The following is a 15,779-nucleotide window of genomic DNA, read 5'->3' on the forward strand; positions in this document are numbered from 1 at the left end:
ATTTGGCGGCTTGCGACTGGGACGCCTTGAGCTTACAGGAGACGGTCAGGACTTGGCTCATAAGTTCATTGTACTTCATCAAAGCGCATTCCTCCTGGCACTGACCCTACGGGTACAGTGCGGGGCTCCTGCGATTTCTAGCTGAGAAGGGATCCCCTATGCCGACGGGCTGGTGGCTATGGCACTCTGGGCTGACGATGAACCTGCTGAGCCTCTAGAATGGAGGGCTGTCGAGAAAAGAAGTGTCTTCCCAATGTCGAAACGTAACATGCAGGTTGTGCTGCGCCAGGCGATCCCAGGGCTGGGCAAGCCCGGAGAGATTGTCAACGTCAAGCCCGGCTATGCTCGCAACTACCTCTTCCCACGGCAGATGGCGGTGCGGGTTACCCCTGGCATATTGAAAGAGCAGCAGATGCGTCTGGAGCAGGAAGCGGCTCGTAAACTGGCAGAAAAACAACGGGCGGAAAACTACAAGACCGCTCTGGAGACCATTGGTCGCTTCGTCATCCGTAAGAAAGTGGGAGAACACGATCTCCTATTCGGGCAGGTTACCACCAGCGATATTGCCGAGGTGGTGCTGGCTACCAGCGGCCTGGATATCGACCGCCGCAACATTCTCCTCAACGAGGAAATCAAAAAAACCGGGGTTTATCCCGTGCAGGTGAAGCTACACCCCGAAGTTACCGCTACGCTGCGCATTCAGGTTACTCCCGAATGAGGACTCACCTTCGAGGATCCCTGAGTTCCCGTGAGGGATCCCGGGGTGAGTAGGGTTTTTGCCTTAGGCAACAAGCGGGTATGCTCAGCCTGTAGCTTGGCCTACCTGCTGAGTGGGCCTGCTTGGCTGAGAGGCCGGTTGCCCTAGGGCTGGGTTGATTTTCCTATCCTGGCTTGCGGTGATCAGCGATTACGACTTAACGGGTGGGGATCGGCTTCCTCCTCAAAACATTGAAGCCGAGGAGGAAATCCTGGGGGGCATTCTCCTCGATCCGGATGCGTTGGTGCGGGTCGCGGAGTTTCTGCGACCAGAGATGTTCTACATCTCTGCCCACCAAGAGATTTACCGGGCTGCCCTCCAACTGCACAGCCAAGGCCAACCCACCGACTTGATGACTGTGTCTGCCTGGTTGGCAGATCATCATCTTCTGGAGCGGGTGGGGGGAACGGGGGCGATTCGTCGCCTGCTAGAGCAAACCGTCAGCAGCGTCAACATCGACCAGTATGCTCGCCTGGTGATGGATAAATACATGCGCCGCCAGTTGATCCAGGTGAGCAATACCTTGGCTCGTTTGGCCTACGATACCAGCCAACCCCTATCTCAGGTGATGGATCAAGCCGAGCAGGAGGTGTTTCGACTCACCCAAGAGCGGGTGCAGCGTAGCCTCATCCCGGCCTCTGAGGTTTTGGTCAATATCTTCTCGGATTTGGAAGAGAAGTTCCAGAGTGGGGCTCAGCTCCCTGGGATCCCGACCAAATTCATCGACCTGGATAACCTGACCCAGGGCTTGCAGCGATCCGATTTGTTGATCCTGGCCGGTCGGCCTTCGATGGGGAAAACCAGCCTGGCCCTCAACATTGCCCAAAATGTGGCTGCCTACACCAAGCAGCCGGTCGCTATCTTTAGCTTGGAAATGTCACGAGAGCAACTGGTGCAGCGGCTTTTGGCCAGCGAAGCCCGCATCGACAGCAGCCGTCTGCGTTCTGGGCGCATTAGCGAACACGAGTGGCAGCGCCTGGGCCAAGCCATTGGTTTTTTATCGCAATTGCCCCTGTTCATCGACGATACCCCCGACTGTACCGTTACAGAAATTCGCTCCAAAGCGCGGCGTTTGCAGGCGGAACAGGGGGGAACGTTGGGGATGGTGTTGATCGACTACCTACAACTGATGCAGGGATCCGCCGCCGACAACCGGGTGCAGGAGCTGTCGCGCATTACCCGTGGCCTCAAGGCCATGGCCAAAGAGCTGATGGTGCCGGTGCTGGTGCTTTCTCAGCTCAGTCGAGCTGTTGAGTCTCGCTCCGACAAACGTCCACAGCTGGCGGATCTGCGGGAATCGGGCTGTCTGGCCGGGGATACGCAGGTGATGGATGCGGATCGCGGCAAGATCTGGCGGCTGGATCAACTGGCGGCCCTGCCGGCTTCGGCGGAACTGCCCCGCCTGCTCAGCTTGAACGGGCGCGGGCGCTTGGTGCCCCAACAGCCTGTGAAAGTGTTTTGCAGTGGTCGGCAGCCCACCTGTGTTCTGAAGACCCGCCTCAACTTTTCCATTCGCGCCACCGGCAACCATCCCTTCTTGACCCCAGACGGCTGGAAAACCCTCGACGAGCTGCAATTGGAGGAAGAGGTGGCGGTGGTAGTGCAGGAGGGGCTGATCTGGGATCCGGTGGTGTTCATCAGCGAGCCGGGGGAGCCTCAGCCGGTTTACGACGTCGAAATGCCCCGCCACCACAACTTCGTGGCCAACGGTCTGCTAGTTCACAACAGCATCGAGCAGGATGCCGATCTGGTGATGATGATCTATCGCCCGGAATACTACGATCCCAACACCAGCGATCGCGGCATTGCCGAGGTCATCATTGCCAAACATCGCAACGGCCCCACCGGTACCGTGCGCCTGCTGTTCGAAAGCCAGTACACCCAGTTTCGCAACCTGGCGGATCCCAACCGGTGAGCAATCGACGCTGAAGAGGGATCCGGAGCTGCTGCCTTGGGAACAACCCCGCAAGGTGTTAGCTTAGGATCGCTGCGGGCCAAAGCGTTGCTCTTGAGCCGGCTACCCTCTCTCCTAATGCTCAAAACGATATGTTTAAAAACGTGTTAATTGCCACCGACCGCCGAGATGGCCTGCAGCGTTTTGGCAAGTGTCTAGAAGATCTGCACAGCAATGGCATCGAGCGCGTCACCTTCGTCCGCAGCGTAGATTGGCAAGAGGACGACATCGGCATTCCCGACGACATTACCCCCGAAGTCCAGGCAGAGCAGGCCCAGTTGCAGAAGCTGCTGAACCCGATCCCAGCAGGGTTGGAAGTCGAGGCTCTGGTGCAGGCGGGCAGGCCAGCCGATCTAATCCTAAAAGGCATCCAAACCTATGGCTCCGATCTGCTGATTACAGGCATGGGTACCCACAACCTGCTCGCCGAAAAATTGTTCGGCAGCACCACCATGACGCTGTTGCCGAAGCTGAAAATCCCTCTACTGGTGATGCGCCCCCAACTGCTGGCTACCTTTACCCTGGAGGAACTGCGCCTGCGCAGCCGCCACCTGTTTCGCTGCCTCTTGGTGCCCTTTGACTTTGAGCAGCCGCGTCAGCAGTTGCTGAACCATCTCGGCCACCTGCTGCCCGGTACTTCCCAGTGCCAGACGCTTACCCTGCTCTACGTGGTGGATCCCAGCGCCCGCCGCAACCAAGGAACTCCGGTGGAGGTGCTCCAACGCAAAGCCGAGGCTGACCTGGCCCAGGTGCTTGAACCCCTGAGCGAGCAGGTGAAGCCCGTACAGCTGCGCACCCTGGTGCGGGTGGGATCCCCTCTCAAAGAGATCCTAGCTACTGCTGCCGATGAAGACATGACGGCCATCGCCACTGCCTCCCCCCACGTGGGCAGCTTCTGGGAGTGGTCGGTTCGCAGCCTAACCGGCGAGATTTTGCGGCAAAGTTGGCATCCGGTGTTGTTTTTCCCGCGCGGGTCTTTGGCCCAATAAATCCAGGCAAGATCCAAGCCGAGTGTTGCAGATTAACTCATCCTCCATGACCCCCCCCTCTACGACAGCGCTGCAGGATCTGTTTCGGGCGGTGGCCCAAGGGGAGCTCACCCCAGAGCAAGCCCTGCAAGCCTGTCGCTTTCTGCCCTTTGAGCCGGTGGGAGACTTCGCCCATGTGGATCACCACCGTCCCTTGCGCACGGGCTTTCCCGAAGCCGTGTGGGGGCCGGGCAAGACCCCAGATCAGATTGCCCAGATCCTGGAGCAACTCCACCAGCGGGGATCCCTGGCCTTGGCCACCCGCATCGAAGCCCAGGTGTATGCCGAGATCCGCAGCCGCTTGCCCCAGGCCCAGTATTCCGAGTTGGCCCGCTTGTGTTGGATCCCGCCCCGGCAGGTGGTCAGCCATCCTGGACAGGTCAGCGTGATCTCCGCCGGCACTGCCGACTTACCGGTGGCAGAAGAAGCCGCCCTCACGCTCGAGCTTTCTGGGTTTCAGGTGAAGCGCCTCTGGGATGTGGGGGTGGCCGGGATCCATCGGCTGCTGCACAACCGGGCGGCCCTGCAAGCAGACGTGCTGATCGTGGTGGCGGGCATGGAGGGGGCCTTGGCCAGCGTGGTGGCGGGTCTGGCGGATTGTCCGGTGATCGCTGTGCCCACCAGCATTGGCTACGGGGCCAGCTTTCAAGGCTTGGCTGCCCTGCTCACTATGCTCAACTCCTGCGCAGCGGGGGTGGGAGTGCTGAACATTGATAACGGTTTTGGGGCGGCGATTCTGGCAGGCCAGATCCTGCGTTGCGGACAACGGCTGGCAGCTCGATTGAGTTCATGCGGCCCCACTGGAGATCCAACAGGGAATCGACAGATTTCGGAAGGTTAAGAATTGTAAATAGATCCTGAGCCAAACAGGCTATACTCAGGCCATAGTTTAGGCTTGGGCTTTCTCTTTCCCATCCTTCGGGAGTTTGAGGGTGTTGCCTCTGGTCACCTAACTGGGTTCATGCCTTTTTCTGGGGTACCTTTATCCGAAGATGGGGAGAGTTCCTACGCTGGTTAACTGCTGTGTTGGACTGACTGGGGCGGACAAAACGCGCGAATATGCTAATTGATGCAACACTTGTCAAAAATGCAACAGATGCGATGGGAGCGACCTTGATCCTGGCGCAAGGGATGACTCAGTCCTTCACCTGGACAGATATTTTCTTGGTAGTGGCTTTGGTGTTTTTGGAGGCCGCCCTCTCTGCGGACAACGCCGTTGCCCTAGCAGCTCTGGTGAAGCATCTGCCCACCCCTCAGCAACAAAATCGGGCCTTGCGCTGGGGCATCATTGGCGCTTACAGCTTTCGCATTGCTATTGTCTTCGCGGCAGTTTGGTTGGTGGAGTATCCGCCCGCCCAATTCTTGGGAGCCTGCTACCTGCTCTGGCTGGCCTGGCAGCACTTTCGGGGCGAGGAAGAAGGCCAAGAACAGGACATCACCCGCCACGCCAATTTTTGGCAGACCCTGGTGATGGTGGAACTGACGGATCTGGTCTTTTCTTTCGACAGCATCGCCGCTTCGGTGGGCGTCTCCCGCAAGGCTTGGGTCATTATCCTCGGCGGCATTCTCGGCATTACCCTGATGCGCTACATGGCTTCTCTGTTTTTGCGTTGGTTGGACGAGTTCTCTCACCTGGAAGACGCCGCTTTTGCCATCATCGCCTTGGTGGGGAGCACCATGTTGTTGGAGGTGTTTTTCCCCCAAATCGAGATCCCGGAGTGGGGGATGGTGGTGGCTGTGATCCCCCTATTTGTCTGGGGTTTCTCGCGGCGCGTGAAACTCAATTCGGAGCAGGATGAACAGCCGGAGCTGGCTGACGGAGAGAAGAGGGAAGAGAAAAGAGCAGGGGTTACAGACGAGATGGAAATCGTCCCCTCCGGTTGGGTGACTGCCCTTGAGGAAGACCTCGCCCCTGAGCCCCAGAGCAGAGAGAATGGAGAGGAGAGGTACGGCTTGGGCCTATCGCCAGGGATCCCTGATCTGCCTTGATAGGGCTGTGGGCTGCTTCATTGCCTCGGCCCCTGCCGACTCCTAAACTAGCAGTGAAGCCGACTCAAGGAGGGAAGCATCCTGAGCCCCCAGTTTTGCTTGAAATCATTGGTCAAGTGCTTCAGAAGCAGCATAGACAGCCCAAAGGAGCAGCAGGCCGCGGAAAATAGGCTCCAGCCTTTGGCGAGGGCGGAGGTTCTGAGCATGCCAGCAGTGCAGAGCACTGCCCCCTTGGTGGAGCTGCGCCAAGTTTCCAAGCGCTTCGGCTCGACGGTGGTGCTTGACCACGTGGATCTGAAGGTGTACCGGGGTGAGGCCCTGGGCCTGGTGGGGCCTTCGGGCACCGGGAAATCGACGCTGCTGCGCATCATTGCCGGCCTAACGGAGCCAGACGCTGGAGAAGTGCTCTGGTGCGGGATCCCGCTCTCGGAGATTCAAGCCCATCATGCAACTCCCCCTTTGCGAGTAGGGATGGTGTTTCAGCAGGCCGCCCTCTTCGACTCCCTGACGGTGGAAGAAAACGTGGGGTTTTTGCTCTACGAGCACTCGCAGTTGCCCCGCTCCCGTATTCAGGAATTGGTGGCCGCCAAGCTGGAGGCGGTGGGACTGGCGGGCAAAGAGCACAACCTGCCAGAAGAACTCTCGGGGGGGATGCGCAAACGGGCTAGCTTCGCCCGCGCCATCATGGAGGATCCTTCTCTGCCCCAGGATGAGCCCCAATTGCTGCTGTACGACGAGCCCACAGCGGGCTTGGATCCCATTGCCTCCACGGTAATTGAAGATCTCATCCGGGAGCTGCAGCAGGTGAAAAAAGCCTGTGAGAGCTACATTGTGGTGACCCACCAACACAGCACCATTTACCGCGCCACCGACCGCATTGTGTTGTTGGCCCAGGGGCGGGTGCAGTGGGAGGGATCCGTGCAGCAGATCGAAACGTGCGATAACCCCTTTGTGCGGCAGTTTTTCAGCGGTAGCGTAGAAGGGCCGATTCAAGTGGCGGGGCAGGTGTGAGGTGATGCGTTCGCGAGCAGTACGAGAAGGGGCAGTGGGCCTGTTGATCCTGGCGGGGGCGCTGGGCTTTGCCGGCCTGTTTTTGTGGATCTACAACCTGCGCTTTGGCAGTCGCGGCTTTCAATTTACCGTCACCTATACCAACGTGGTCGGCCTGACAGAGGGATCCAGCGTGCGGCTGCGGGGGGTAACCGTAGGTCGGGTGGAGCGTATCACGCCTCAACCCAATCAAGTGGAGGTGCAGGTGGCCATTGACCAGCCTTTGGCTATTCCCCGCAACGCCCTGTTTGTAACCAAACAGACGGGGTTGGTGGGGGAAACGGTGATGGACATCCTGCCCCAGGGGAGGGGTCAGGCGGCAACGGGATCCCCTCTGGCAGCGGATTGCGACAGCAGTCAAATCATCTGCGATGGGGATGTGGTGGAGGGCAAACCTGGAGTGGATTTTGGCCAGTTATTGATCCGGCTGGATCAGTTGCTCACACGGATCAACGACGATGAGCTCTTCGACACCCTTAACGCCACCCTAGAAGGGCTCACCCGCGTCGCCAATAGCGTGGCCGATCTCTCAGAAACCGTGGAAGAGCGAGTAGCTGCCCTGCGCACCGAAGATCTGGACTTGTTGCAATTCACGACCGCTGCCACGGCCATCCAAGACGCGGCTGGAGCTGTGGGGGGAACTGCCCGCAGTTTGCAAGCGGCTGCCGATCAATTCACCGCCCTGGTGGATCAAAACCGCACTTCCCTTAACGCCGCTCTGGAGAACATCCAGCAGGTGAGCGCCGATCTCCAGGCCATGTCGAGCGCGGTGCGCCCGCTGGTTACCGATCCACAACTCCAGGCCGATGTGCGCCAGATCCTGGCCGAGGTGCGAGCGGCTGCGGAGAACGTGGCCCAAGCTACCGAAGATCTGCGGCAGATTGCCGCCAGCCTCAACGATCCGGGCACTTTAGCTACTCTGCGCCAAACCCTCGATTCGGCGCGCATCACCTTTCAAAACATGCAAAAGATCACCGCCGACATCGACGAGCTGACCGGGGATCCCCAGTTTCGCCGCGGCATTCGAGAGTTGGTATTGGGGCTGAGCAACTTGGTCTCCAGCGTCCCTGGGGAAGATGGGATCCAGCCCGCGGTGGCCGAAGGTTATCAGTTCAATTTTGCGCCCGTCTCTTTTGCCCAGGGAGTTGCCCCTGGATCCCAAGGATGGCAGCCGCAGACTTCCCCATAAGTTGGCTGCCTTTCCCCTCTCTCTAGCGGGAGTCTGGGATCCCTGAGATGACCCGCTGAGGTAACAACGGCGGCCAAAGCCGTTGAAGGGATCCCCAACCTGGGGTAGGCTTTGCGGATAAGGTGTTGCCTGTATTGCTACGCAACGCTGGCGCGACTGAGGTTGAGGTGTGAGGAATGTGTGGCATTGTCGGCTACGTGGGTTTTCAGTGGGCTGCCCCCATCCTGTTGGAGGGCCTGCGCACCTTGGAGTATCGGGGCTATGATTCTGCCGGCATTGCCACAGTGGATCCCGAAGAAGGATTGAGAGTTGTCCGCGCCACCGGCAAGCTGCACAACCTGCTGGTGAAGCTCACCGCCAACATGCCCACCGCCAAGGTAGGGATCGGACATACCCGCTGGGCCACCCACGGCGGCGTGACCGAAGAAAATGCTCACCCCCAGTGCGACGAGCGCGGGCGCATTGTGGTGATCCAAAACGGCATTGTGGAAAACTACCTGGAGCTGAAGGAGCGCCTCTTGGAGCGGGGGATCCCATTTCGCTCCCAAACCGATACGGAAGTGATCGCCCAACTGCTGGGTCTCTACACCGAAGAGCTGGGCTCCTTTGAGGCGGCCTTTGGCCAGGTCATGGGGCAACTGCGGGGGGGAAACGCCGTGGTGGCTCTGGATCGGGAGGCGCCGGATCGGCTGATCGCAGCCCGTTTGGGCAATGCCGGAGCCGTGGTGGTGGGAGAGGGAGAAGGGGAAAACTTCGTGGCCTCCGATCTGCCTGCCATTGTCCGCCATACCCGCAAGGTGGTGTTCTTAGAAGATGGGGAAATGGCGGTTCTCACGGAGTCCCAAGTGCGCTACCTGCGCATTACCGGCGAGGAGCTGCGCAAATCCAGCATCACCGTGGCCTGGGATCCCGTCTCAGCCGCCAAGGGAGGCTACAAGCACTTCATGCAAAAGGAGATCTTTGAGCAGCCCCGCACCACCACCGATACGCTGCGGGGGCGGGTGGATCTGGAACAGGGCCGGGTGACACTGGAGGGGCTAACGCTTTCTGAGGGGCAACTGGCCCACATCGAGCACATCCACGCTGTAGCCTGTGGTACTGCCTGGCACGCCTGCTGGGTGCTCAAGTACTTCATCGAGAGCTTGGCCCGTACCCCTGTAGAGGTGGATTACGCCTCTGAGTTTCGCTACCGCCAGCCGGTGTTGCGCCCCAACCACCTGTTGCTGGCCTTAACCCAGTCGGGAGAAACCGTCGATACGCTGGCAGCCATGAGCGAGGCCCGCACCCAAGGGATCCCGACCCTGGCGATTGTCAACGCCATCGGATCCCAGGCCAGCCGCCTGGCGGATGCCGGGGTTCTCTACATCCATGCCGGTCCGGAGATTGCCGTGGCTTCCACCAAAGTGTTTACTGGCATGTTGGTGGCGGGGTATTTGCTGGCCCTGCAACTGGCCCAAGCCAAAGGGATCCTCAGCCCGGCCCAGATCCAAGCCCACCTGCAAGCCTTGATTGAGCTGCCGGGCAAGATCAGCCTGATGCTGAAGGACGCCGCCCTCTACGACCAACTGGCGGAGCAGTACCATCATGTTGCCAACATGCTCTATCTGGGCCGCTGGGTTAACGCCCCGATTGCCCTGGAAGGAGCTTTGAAGATGAAAGAGGTGAGCTATATCCACGCCGAAGGCTACCCGGCAGGGGAGATGAAGCATGGCCCTATCGCCCTCATCGACGAGCGGGTGCCGGTGGTGTGCATTGCCACCCGGGATCCCGTCTACGAAAAAATGCTCTCCAACATCGAACAGGTGCGGGCGCGGGGGGGACGGGTGATCGCCCTCATCAACCCCGAAGACACCCAGGTGCGGGAGAAAGCCGACCACATCATCGAGGTGCCCAGCACGACACCCCTGTTGTCGGCGGTTCTGAACGTGATCCCCCTGCAGTTGTTCGCCTATGCCATGGCTTTGCGCCGCGGAGCCGATGTGGATCAGCCGCGCAACTTGGCTAAGTCGGTAACGGTGGAGTAACGGCTGTTGCCCTTGCCGCCCCTGGCCTCTGGTTTTTGCAAAATCGGGCAGATCACCTCTTTTTCATCAGCAGCCGCAGGGGGGATCTGCCAATCGGAGAGGAGACCTTGAATTTGGCTTTTCAGCGCTTGCAGATCGGCAATTCGCTGTTCAATCTCCTGCAGCTTGCCTTGCAGATGCTGGCGAATTTCTGGACAAGGCTGCTCCCCTCGGTCGTGGACATCCAGGATTTGGCGGATTTCTTCTAAGCTCAGGCCCAGGCTCTGGCAGCGGCGGATAAAGGCCAGACGAACCAAAACCGAAGGGTCGAACAGCCGATAGCTGGACTCCGCCCGTTCCACCGTTGGCTTCAGCAGGTCTATCGATTCGTAGTAGCGCACCGTGCGTACAGGCAAGCCGGCTGCTAGAGCCACCTGGCCGATCTTCAGGCTAGCAGACAAGTCTCGGACAGCAGCAGGATTCGACATGTCCCCAACTGGATCCCTGTAGATTTCTTCAGCGTGACATACTCCCACACTCATGCTGACGCAAAGCGCTCCGCGCCGCCAAAGCGAGAGAGTGCGGGCTTCAAGGACTACGTCCCGCTGACGCGAAAAGAACGGGATGCCCCACCGCCCTGTGCTTGATGTTGATGGCCGCATGGTGGTCGCGCCCTAGTTCTAGCCCACAATGGGAACAAGAATGCCATCTGTCTTGAATCGCTTTCGGTACTCTTTGACCGCACCGAGAGCAGTTTTGACTGCTGCCGTTGGGATTCACTGCAATCGCCCTCAGCCCAGCTCTTTCAGCCTTGACTGCCAGCATTTGCAGAAATTGTCCCCACCCAGCATCATAGGTAGATTTTGCTAGCTTCGTCCTCGCAATACCTTTGATATTCAGGGCTTCGTACCCAATATGCTTGCCTTTGCTTACCAGCCAGTTCGCTGTTTTGTCATGAAAATCTTTGCGCTGAGATAGTGGTTAGTGGATAGTCACTATTCACTATCCACTGGTCACTATCCACTAGTCACTAGCCATAGGCGGTTTGACCCTTTCTTCTTGCGAGACACTGCCCGCTGCAGTCTCTTTAACCGCTTTTGGGCTCTGCGGTAATACTGGGGAACTGGAACAGACTCCCCCGCGTCGGTCACCAAAAAGGAGTCCAGCCCCACGTCGATCCCTGTAGTGTTTTCCAGCGTTGCAGACTCAGGAGTAAACTCAGGGACGGACGAATCTTGCAGGCTCAAGGTCACATACCACCCGTCTGCCTTGCGGGTGATGGTAGCAGTCTTGATGACAAAACCGTCAGGCAAAGGACGGTGCTGAATTATCCGAACAGCACCGATTTTGGGCAGATGGATAAACTGCCCGCAAATGCAGTCCTGTTGCATCAGGGGGAAACTGAAGGAGCGATACCGCCCAACTCCCTTGAATCTGGGTTTCCCTGCCCGCTTGCCGTTACCGTCCCCCTTCAGCCAGCGGTCGAATGCTTTGTGCACTCGCTCTATGCAGTTCTGGAGGACTTGCGAATGGACTGCTCTGTACTGCGGAAACAGGGCTTTCGTCTTCACCAAGTCCCGTTTTTGGGAGTAGAAACCGGGACTGTCTTTCAGCTCAGGCAAGTGACAGATTAAGGGACAAGCATTGCTATCACAGCGATTGTGTTCCCACCACGCAAAGCGCTCTGCCAAGCGGTAGTTGTACTGCTTCCGTAACAAGTCTAGCCACTCGCTCATCAAAGCAATCTGGCTGGGCGTAGGTCGCAAACGGTACTGGTAAGCAGTTCTCATTGAGGCAAGGGTAATCTACTGGAATGAATCCTACCTTATTGCTTCATGCGGTGGGGTTACCGTCTCGGTTTTAGGCCAGTCCATTGAAAACCAAAGTGTCCCCGCCTTTCATCCCGACCCTCACCCTGGATAGTGGTGAGTGGATAGTGACTAGCCACTAGTCACTAACAGAGGGCGGGGCTTCCCGGCGGTCTAGCTAACGCTACGCATCGCCAACAGGAGCGATGAGCAGGGGAAACGCTACAAAAAACAAACCGTGAAAAATCCCCCGGCCTCAAGGGTGAGGAGAACGTCAAACTGCCCAAAATTCCCCCGCAATTTGCAATGGCCACAAAAGGGGATCCCTAGAGCTTGCGGGAATAGAACTCAACCACCAAAAGCTCGTTGACCGGGGCGCAAATTTGCTCGCGGGGGGGCAATTCCTTGATGCGTCCGCGCAGCTTTTCTTTGTCAAACTCCAGGTAGTCCGGCAAAAACAACCCCGGATACTCCGCGTAGGCGGCCACCAGCTTGCGGGAAGATTCCTTGTTTTTTACTGTAATCACATCCCCCACTTTGCAGCCATAGCTGGGAATGGTTACCTTTTGGCCGTTAACCTCTATGTGGCCGTGGCTCACGAGCTGCCGAGCTGCCGGAATGGTTGGAGCCATGCCCAGACGAAACACGATGCAATCCAACCGCATTTCCAGCATTTGCAGCAAGGCCAAACCGGTGGATCCCTTGGAGCGCCGTGCCTTGCGCATGTAGCGGATCATCTGCCGCTCGCTCAGCCCGTAGTTGAAGCGCACCTTCTGCTTTTCTTCTAAGCGAATGGCATATTCGGATTTTTTCTTGCGCTCGGCGCCATGCATACCGGGCGGGTTGGTATTTTTGGGGCGCTTGCGCGTCAAGCCGGGCAGATCAAGTCCCCCGAAGCGACGAATAATTTTTAGGCGGGGGCCTGTGTAGCGGGACATGCGGGCATTTCTCCGAAATCAGCAAACAAAGTCAGCAAGAGATGGTCAGCTGGGGAGCAAGAGGACGAGGCACCAAAAGAATCGGCGATCTACTATATTAAGCGTTTAGTTCCTGCTTTGGACAAGGGGTCAAGGCTGTCTTTTGGGATCCCGTCTCCACCGTTGTATTCACCCTGTCAGTCGTAGTGAACCCCCAGCTGGGTGCGGATGAAAGCGCGATCTTCGCTAAGCAAGCCGTTGAGGGTGCGCCGTTCCCCCAAGATGGGATCCGGATCCAGGCCGATGGCTTCCAAGTCGGCCAGCACCATCAGCTCCACCAACTGCGGGAAGCTCACCTTGGGCTCCCATCCTAGGACTCGCTTGGCTTTTGAAGCATCCCCCAACAGCAGATCCACCTCGGTTGGGCGGTAGTAGCGGGGATCGATCTCGATCAACACTTGGTCTTTGTACAACCCCTGTTCGGCTTGGCCGGAGCCTTTCCAGGTAATCGGCAGGCCCACCAGCGCGAAGGCCCGTTCCACAAACTCGCGCACAGTGTGGGTTTCCCCGGTAGCCAGCACATAGTCATCCGGCTGGGGTTGTTGGAGCATCATCCACATCCCCTCGACGTAGTCTTTGGCGTAGCCCCAGTCCCGCTTGGCATCCAGGTTGCCCAGGTAGAGCTTGTCCTGTTTGCCGGCCACAATGCGGCTGACGGCGCGGGTGATCTTGCGGGTTACAAAGGTTTCCCCTCGCCGTGGGCTTTCGTGGTTGAACAAGATACCGTTGCAGGCGAAGAGGTTGTAGGCTTCGCGGTAGTTGACCGTCTGCCAGTAGCCGTACACCTTGGCACAGGCATAGGGGCTGCGCGGGTAGAAGGGGGTGGTTTCCTTTTGCGGGATCTCTTGCACTAGGCCGAACATCTCCGAGGAGCCTGCCTGGTAAAACTTCACCCGGATCCCGGTGCGCTGCTGGTAGTCGCGGATGGCCTCTAGAAGACGCAGCGTGCCCATGGCCACTGCATCGACGGTGTATTCCGGCGCATCAAAGCTCACCCGCACGTGGGATTGGGCCCCCAGGTTGTACACTTCCGTCGGCTGCACCTGTTCCAGGATCCTGCGCAGGGTGGTGCCATCCGTGAGATCCCCGTAGTGAAGGAATAGCCTAGCCTGGGGGTTGTGGGCATCCACGTAGATGTGGTCGATGCGGTCGGTGTTGAAGGTGCTGGCGCGGCGGATGATGCCGTGAACTTCGTAGTTTTTCTTCAACAACAGCTCGGCCAGATAGGAGCCATCCTGTCCGGTGATGCCGGTAATTAGGGCACGTTGGGTCATAGAGCTGGGGGCAAAGACTAGGAAAACACCAAAAATCAAAATGGCCTGAGGCTCAAGTCCAATGGCAAAACTCAAACCTCAAAGCGGAGACCTTGAAGCTAGAACATTATAGTGCAGCGGGACTCCTTCTCCTCAGGCAGGGCCCGCCGAGGCACATTCCTGGCCAAGGGTGTGGTCTTTCAACCGTTGCAAAGCGGCAGTCAGGGCTGTGGGCCAGGGATCCGGCTGGCGCAGTTGTCGCACTCCCTGGGGCAGGCACAGCACAGAGGCGCGGCTGGTGCGGGCAATGGCTTCCAGATCCGGCAAGGGATCCAGCAGCAGCCCTTTTTCCATAACTTTGCGCAAGAGCGGTTCGTAGCCAGGAGGCGGGGGCTCGTCAGCATGGCCCAACAAGTCTCCTTCAGGGCCGCGAAAGATCTGCTTGCGACCGGGAAGGGTGGCTTTGGCAAAGGAAGCTTTGGCCACTGGGATCCCATTGATTTCCACCAATTTGTACACCCCGTTTACGCCTTCTCCAGTTACCAGGCGGGTGCCCACTCCATAGCCGCTGATGGGGGCTTGGGAGCGATGTAGGCGCTCGATCTCGTATTCATCCAAATCCCCACTGACGAACACCGGGGCTCCTTGAGGCAAAATCTGTTTCACCCGGCGAGAGAGATCTTCCAAATCTCCCGAGTCGATGCGCACCCCGCCGATTTCCCCCTGGGATCCCAGTTGATCTGGGCTTCTGGCCGCAAAGAGCTGGGCTGCCGTGCGCGCCCCTTGGATGGGGTCGTAGGTATCGATCAGCAGCGCAGCCTGGGGAAAGTAGCGCCGAAAGGATTGAAAGGCGCGGGTTTCGTCTCCCGAGAGAGCAGCAATGGCCATCACTAGGGAATGAGCCATGGTCCCTGCCGGCTTGCGCCCCAATTTCAGGGCTGCCAAGACGTTGGAGGTGGCATTGAACCCTGCCGCCAGAGCCGCCCGGGCTGCCCACAGCCCCGCCTGGGGACCAAAAGCTCGCCGGGTGCCGAACTCCAACAAAATGGCCTCATCCCCTGCTGCATCTCGCATACGGGCCGCCTTGGTGGCGATCAGGGTCTGGTAGTTAAAGGTGGACAGCAAGTAAGTTTCCACCAGTTGGGCTTGCCAGAGGGGGGCTTCCACCCGCAACAGGGGCTGGTTGGCGAAAATGGCGGTTCCTTCCGGCACCGCCCACACATCCCCCTCAAATCGGCAGCGGGCCAGCAGCTCCCAAAAGCGCTCCGGCGCATCGGCGAAAATGCCCGTTTCCCGCAGCGCTCGCAAAGCCTCGGGGGCGAAGCTCAGTTGCTGCAGATAGTCCACTGCCTGGGTGAGCCCCATGGCGATTAGGTAGCCATAGTCGGTGGGCAGCCGCCGCACAAACAGCTCAAAGGCAGCGGGCTGAGACTCTAGCCCTTCCCCCACGTAGCAGGCGGCCATGGTGAACTGGTACAGGTCGGTTAGCAGGCCATAGTCTTGGGGCCGCAACGACGAGAAATCAGGGCTCAACATGAAAAACCTCGGGGCAGAAGCCAGTGGGGAACGGCGGGATCGAGCAGAGAGCTGTTGCGAAGGTTATAGTGAAACTTACCATAAGTAAGGCTGCTTGTAGGGATCCACCAGAAGCATCACAACCCCAAAAAACCCTAAAAATCGGCCTCGACAAGACACCAAACCCAAACTCAGCCAGAAATACAGGCGGCCATCTGGACAAAATCTTGCCCCCAACTTATAGTGAAACCAACCA

At 58.6% G+C, this 15,779-nt stretch carries 12 protein-coding genes and 2 pseudogenes; 9 read left to right on the plus strand and 5 right to left on the minus strand.

The window, feature by feature from the left end; all coding sequences use genetic code 11:
- The first annotated feature begins 253 nt into the window (after window positions 1-253).
- From rplI to glmS, 8 genes are all read left to right on the plus strand, one after another.
- Complete coding sequence (rplI, locus tag ACVWZU_RS00930) at window positions 254-718, plus strand: 50S ribosomal protein L9 (RefSeq protein WP_414329820.1); 465 nt, start codon at window positions 254-256, stop codon at window positions 716-718.
- A 178-nt stretch (window positions 719-896) separates the two neighbouring features.
- Complete coding sequence (gene dnaB, locus ACVWZU_RS00935; protein ID WP_457442881.1) at window positions 897-2,672, plus strand: replicative DNA helicase; 1,776 nt, start codon at window positions 897-899, stop codon at window positions 2,670-2,672.
- A gap of 131 nt (window positions 2,673-2,803) precedes the next feature.
- Window positions 2,804-3,700 (plus strand): universal stress protein, encoded by an 897-nt coding sequence (locus tag ACVWZU_RS00940; RefSeq protein WP_457442883.1) that lies wholly within the window; start codon window positions 2,804-2,806, stop codon window positions 3,698-3,700.
- Between the two features lie 46 nt (window positions 3,701-3,746).
- A complete protein-coding gene (gene larB, locus ACVWZU_RS00945; protein WP_457442885.1) occupies window positions 3,747-4,580 on the plus strand; it encodes a nickel pincer cofactor biosynthesis protein LarB in 834 nt (277 codons plus the stop codon).
- A gap of 260 nt (window positions 4,581-4,840) precedes the next feature.
- A complete protein-coding gene (locus tag ACVWZU_RS00950) occupies window positions 4,841-5,728 on the plus strand; it encodes a TerC family protein (RefSeq protein ID WP_414374009.1) in 888 nt (295 codons plus the stop codon).
- Between the two features lie 204 nt (window positions 5,729-5,932).
- On the plus strand, window positions 5,933-6,739 hold the full coding sequence (locus tag ACVWZU_RS00955; RefSeq protein WP_414329809.1) for an ABC transporter ATP-binding protein: 807 nt from the start codon (window positions 5,933-5,935) through the stop codon (window positions 6,737-6,739).
- A gap of 4 nt (window positions 6,740-6,743) precedes the next feature.
- Window positions 6,744-7,967 carry an MlaD family protein gene (locus ACVWZU_RS00960; protein ID WP_457442888.1) on the plus strand — a complete coding sequence of 408 codons (1,224 nt, stop codon included), beginning with the start codon at window positions 6,744-6,746 and terminating at the stop codon, window positions 7,965-7,967.
- A 176-nt stretch (window positions 7,968-8,143) separates the two neighbouring features.
- On the plus strand, window positions 8,144-9,991 hold the full coding sequence (glmS, locus tag ACVWZU_RS00965) for a glutamine--fructose-6-phosphate transaminase (isomerizing) (RefSeq protein WP_457442890.1): 1,848 nt from the start codon (window positions 8,144-8,146) through the stop codon (window positions 9,989-9,991).
- On the opposite strand, the gene ACVWZU_RS00970 is transcribed toward glmS, so the two are convergent.
- Window positions 9,952-10,458: a heavy metal-responsive transcriptional regulator gene (locus ACVWZU_RS00970; RefSeq protein ID WP_457442892.1), complete on the minus strand. Its 507-nt coding sequence runs from the start codon at window positions 10,456-10,458 to the stop codon at window positions 9,952-9,954. The two genes, glmS and ACVWZU_RS00970, sit on opposite strands and share 40 nt — an antisense overlap.
- A 100-nt stretch (window positions 10,459-10,558) precedes the next feature.
- Window positions 10,559-11,760, minus strand: a pseudogene (locus ACVWZU_RS00975) (RNA-guided endonuclease InsQ/TnpB family protein).
- Window positions 11,761-11,773: 13 nt separating this feature from the next.
- Here ACVWZU_RS00975 and ACVWZU_RS00980 point away from each other — a divergent pair.
- Window positions 11,774-11,893 (plus strand): annotated as a pseudogene (locus ACVWZU_RS00980) (IS200/IS605 family transposase); the annotation flags it as partial.
- 211 nt (window positions 11,894-12,104) lie between these two features.
- Here the strand turns inward: ACVWZU_RS00980 and rpsD are convergent.
- The 3 genes from rpsD to ACVWZU_RS00995 all read right to left on the minus strand — a co-directional run bounded on the left by rpsD (window position 12,105) and on the right by ACVWZU_RS00995 (window position 15,544).
- Complete coding sequence (rpsD, locus tag ACVWZU_RS00985; protein ID WP_011432724.1) at window positions 12,105-12,716, minus strand: 30S ribosomal protein S4; 612 nt, start codon at window positions 12,714-12,716, stop codon at window positions 12,105-12,107.
- Between the two features lie 176 nt (window positions 12,717-12,892).
- Window positions 12,893-14,029 carry a GDP-mannose 4,6-dehydratase gene (gene gmd / locus ACVWZU_RS00990; protein WP_414344822.1) on the minus strand — a complete coding sequence of 379 codons (1,137 nt, stop codon included), beginning with the start codon at window positions 14,027-14,029 and terminating at the stop codon, window positions 12,893-12,895.
- Between the two features lie 132 nt (window positions 14,030-14,161).
- A complete protein-coding gene (locus ACVWZU_RS00995; RefSeq protein ID WP_011432726.1) occupies window positions 14,162-15,544 on the minus strand; it encodes a nicotinate phosphoribosyltransferase in 1,383 nt (460 codons plus the stop codon).
- Between the last annotated feature and the right edge of the window lie 235 nt (window positions 15,545-15,779).

The sequence above is a fragment of the Thermostichus sp. MS-CIW-26 genome, assembly GCF_054059115.1.

Bases quoted from the DNA above. Each gene is read 5' to 3' on its own strand.
- ACVWZU_RS00955 (WP_414329809.1), top strand. From the start codon at position 5,933: ATGCCAGCAGTGCAGAGCACTGCCCCCTTGGTGGAGCTGCGCCAAGTT.
- ACVWZU_RS00970 (WP_457442892.1), bottom strand. From the start codon at position 10,458: ATGTCGAATCCTGCTGCTGTCCGAGACTTGTCTGCTAGCCTGAAGATC.
- ACVWZU_RS00960 (WP_457442888.1), top strand. From the start codon at position 6,744: ATGCGTTCGCGAGCAGTACGAGAAGGGGCAGTGGGCCTGTTGATCCTG.
- gmd (WP_414344822.1), bottom strand. From the start codon at position 14,029: ATGACCCAACGTGCCCTAATTACCGGCATCACCGGACAGGATGGCTCC.
- larB (WP_457442885.1), top strand. From the start codon at position 3,747: ATGACCCCCCCCTCTACGACAGCGCTGCAGGATCTGTTTCGGGCGGTG.
- rplI (WP_414329820.1), top strand. From the start codon at position 254: ATGTCGAAACGTAACATGCAGGTTGTGCTGCGCCAGGCGATCCCAGGG.
- glmS (WP_457442890.1), top strand. From the start codon at position 8,144: ATGTGTGGCATTGTCGGCTACGTGGGTTTTCAGTGGGCTGCCCCCATC.
- ACVWZU_RS00950 (WP_414374009.1), top strand. From the start codon at position 4,841: ATGGGAGCGACCTTGATCCTGGCGCAAGGGATGACTCAGTCCTTCACC.
- ACVWZU_RS00940 (WP_457442883.1), top strand. From the start codon at position 2,804: ATGTTTAAAAACGTGTTAATTGCCACCGACCGCCGAGATGGCCTGCAG.
- rpsD (WP_011432724.1), bottom strand. From the start codon at position 12,716: ATGTCCCGCTACACAGGCCCCCGCCTAAAAATTATTCGTCGCTTCGGG.
- ACVWZU_RS00995 (WP_011432726.1), bottom strand. From the start codon at position 15,544: ATGTTGAGCCCTGATTTCTCGTCGTTGCGGCCCCAAGACTATGGCCTG.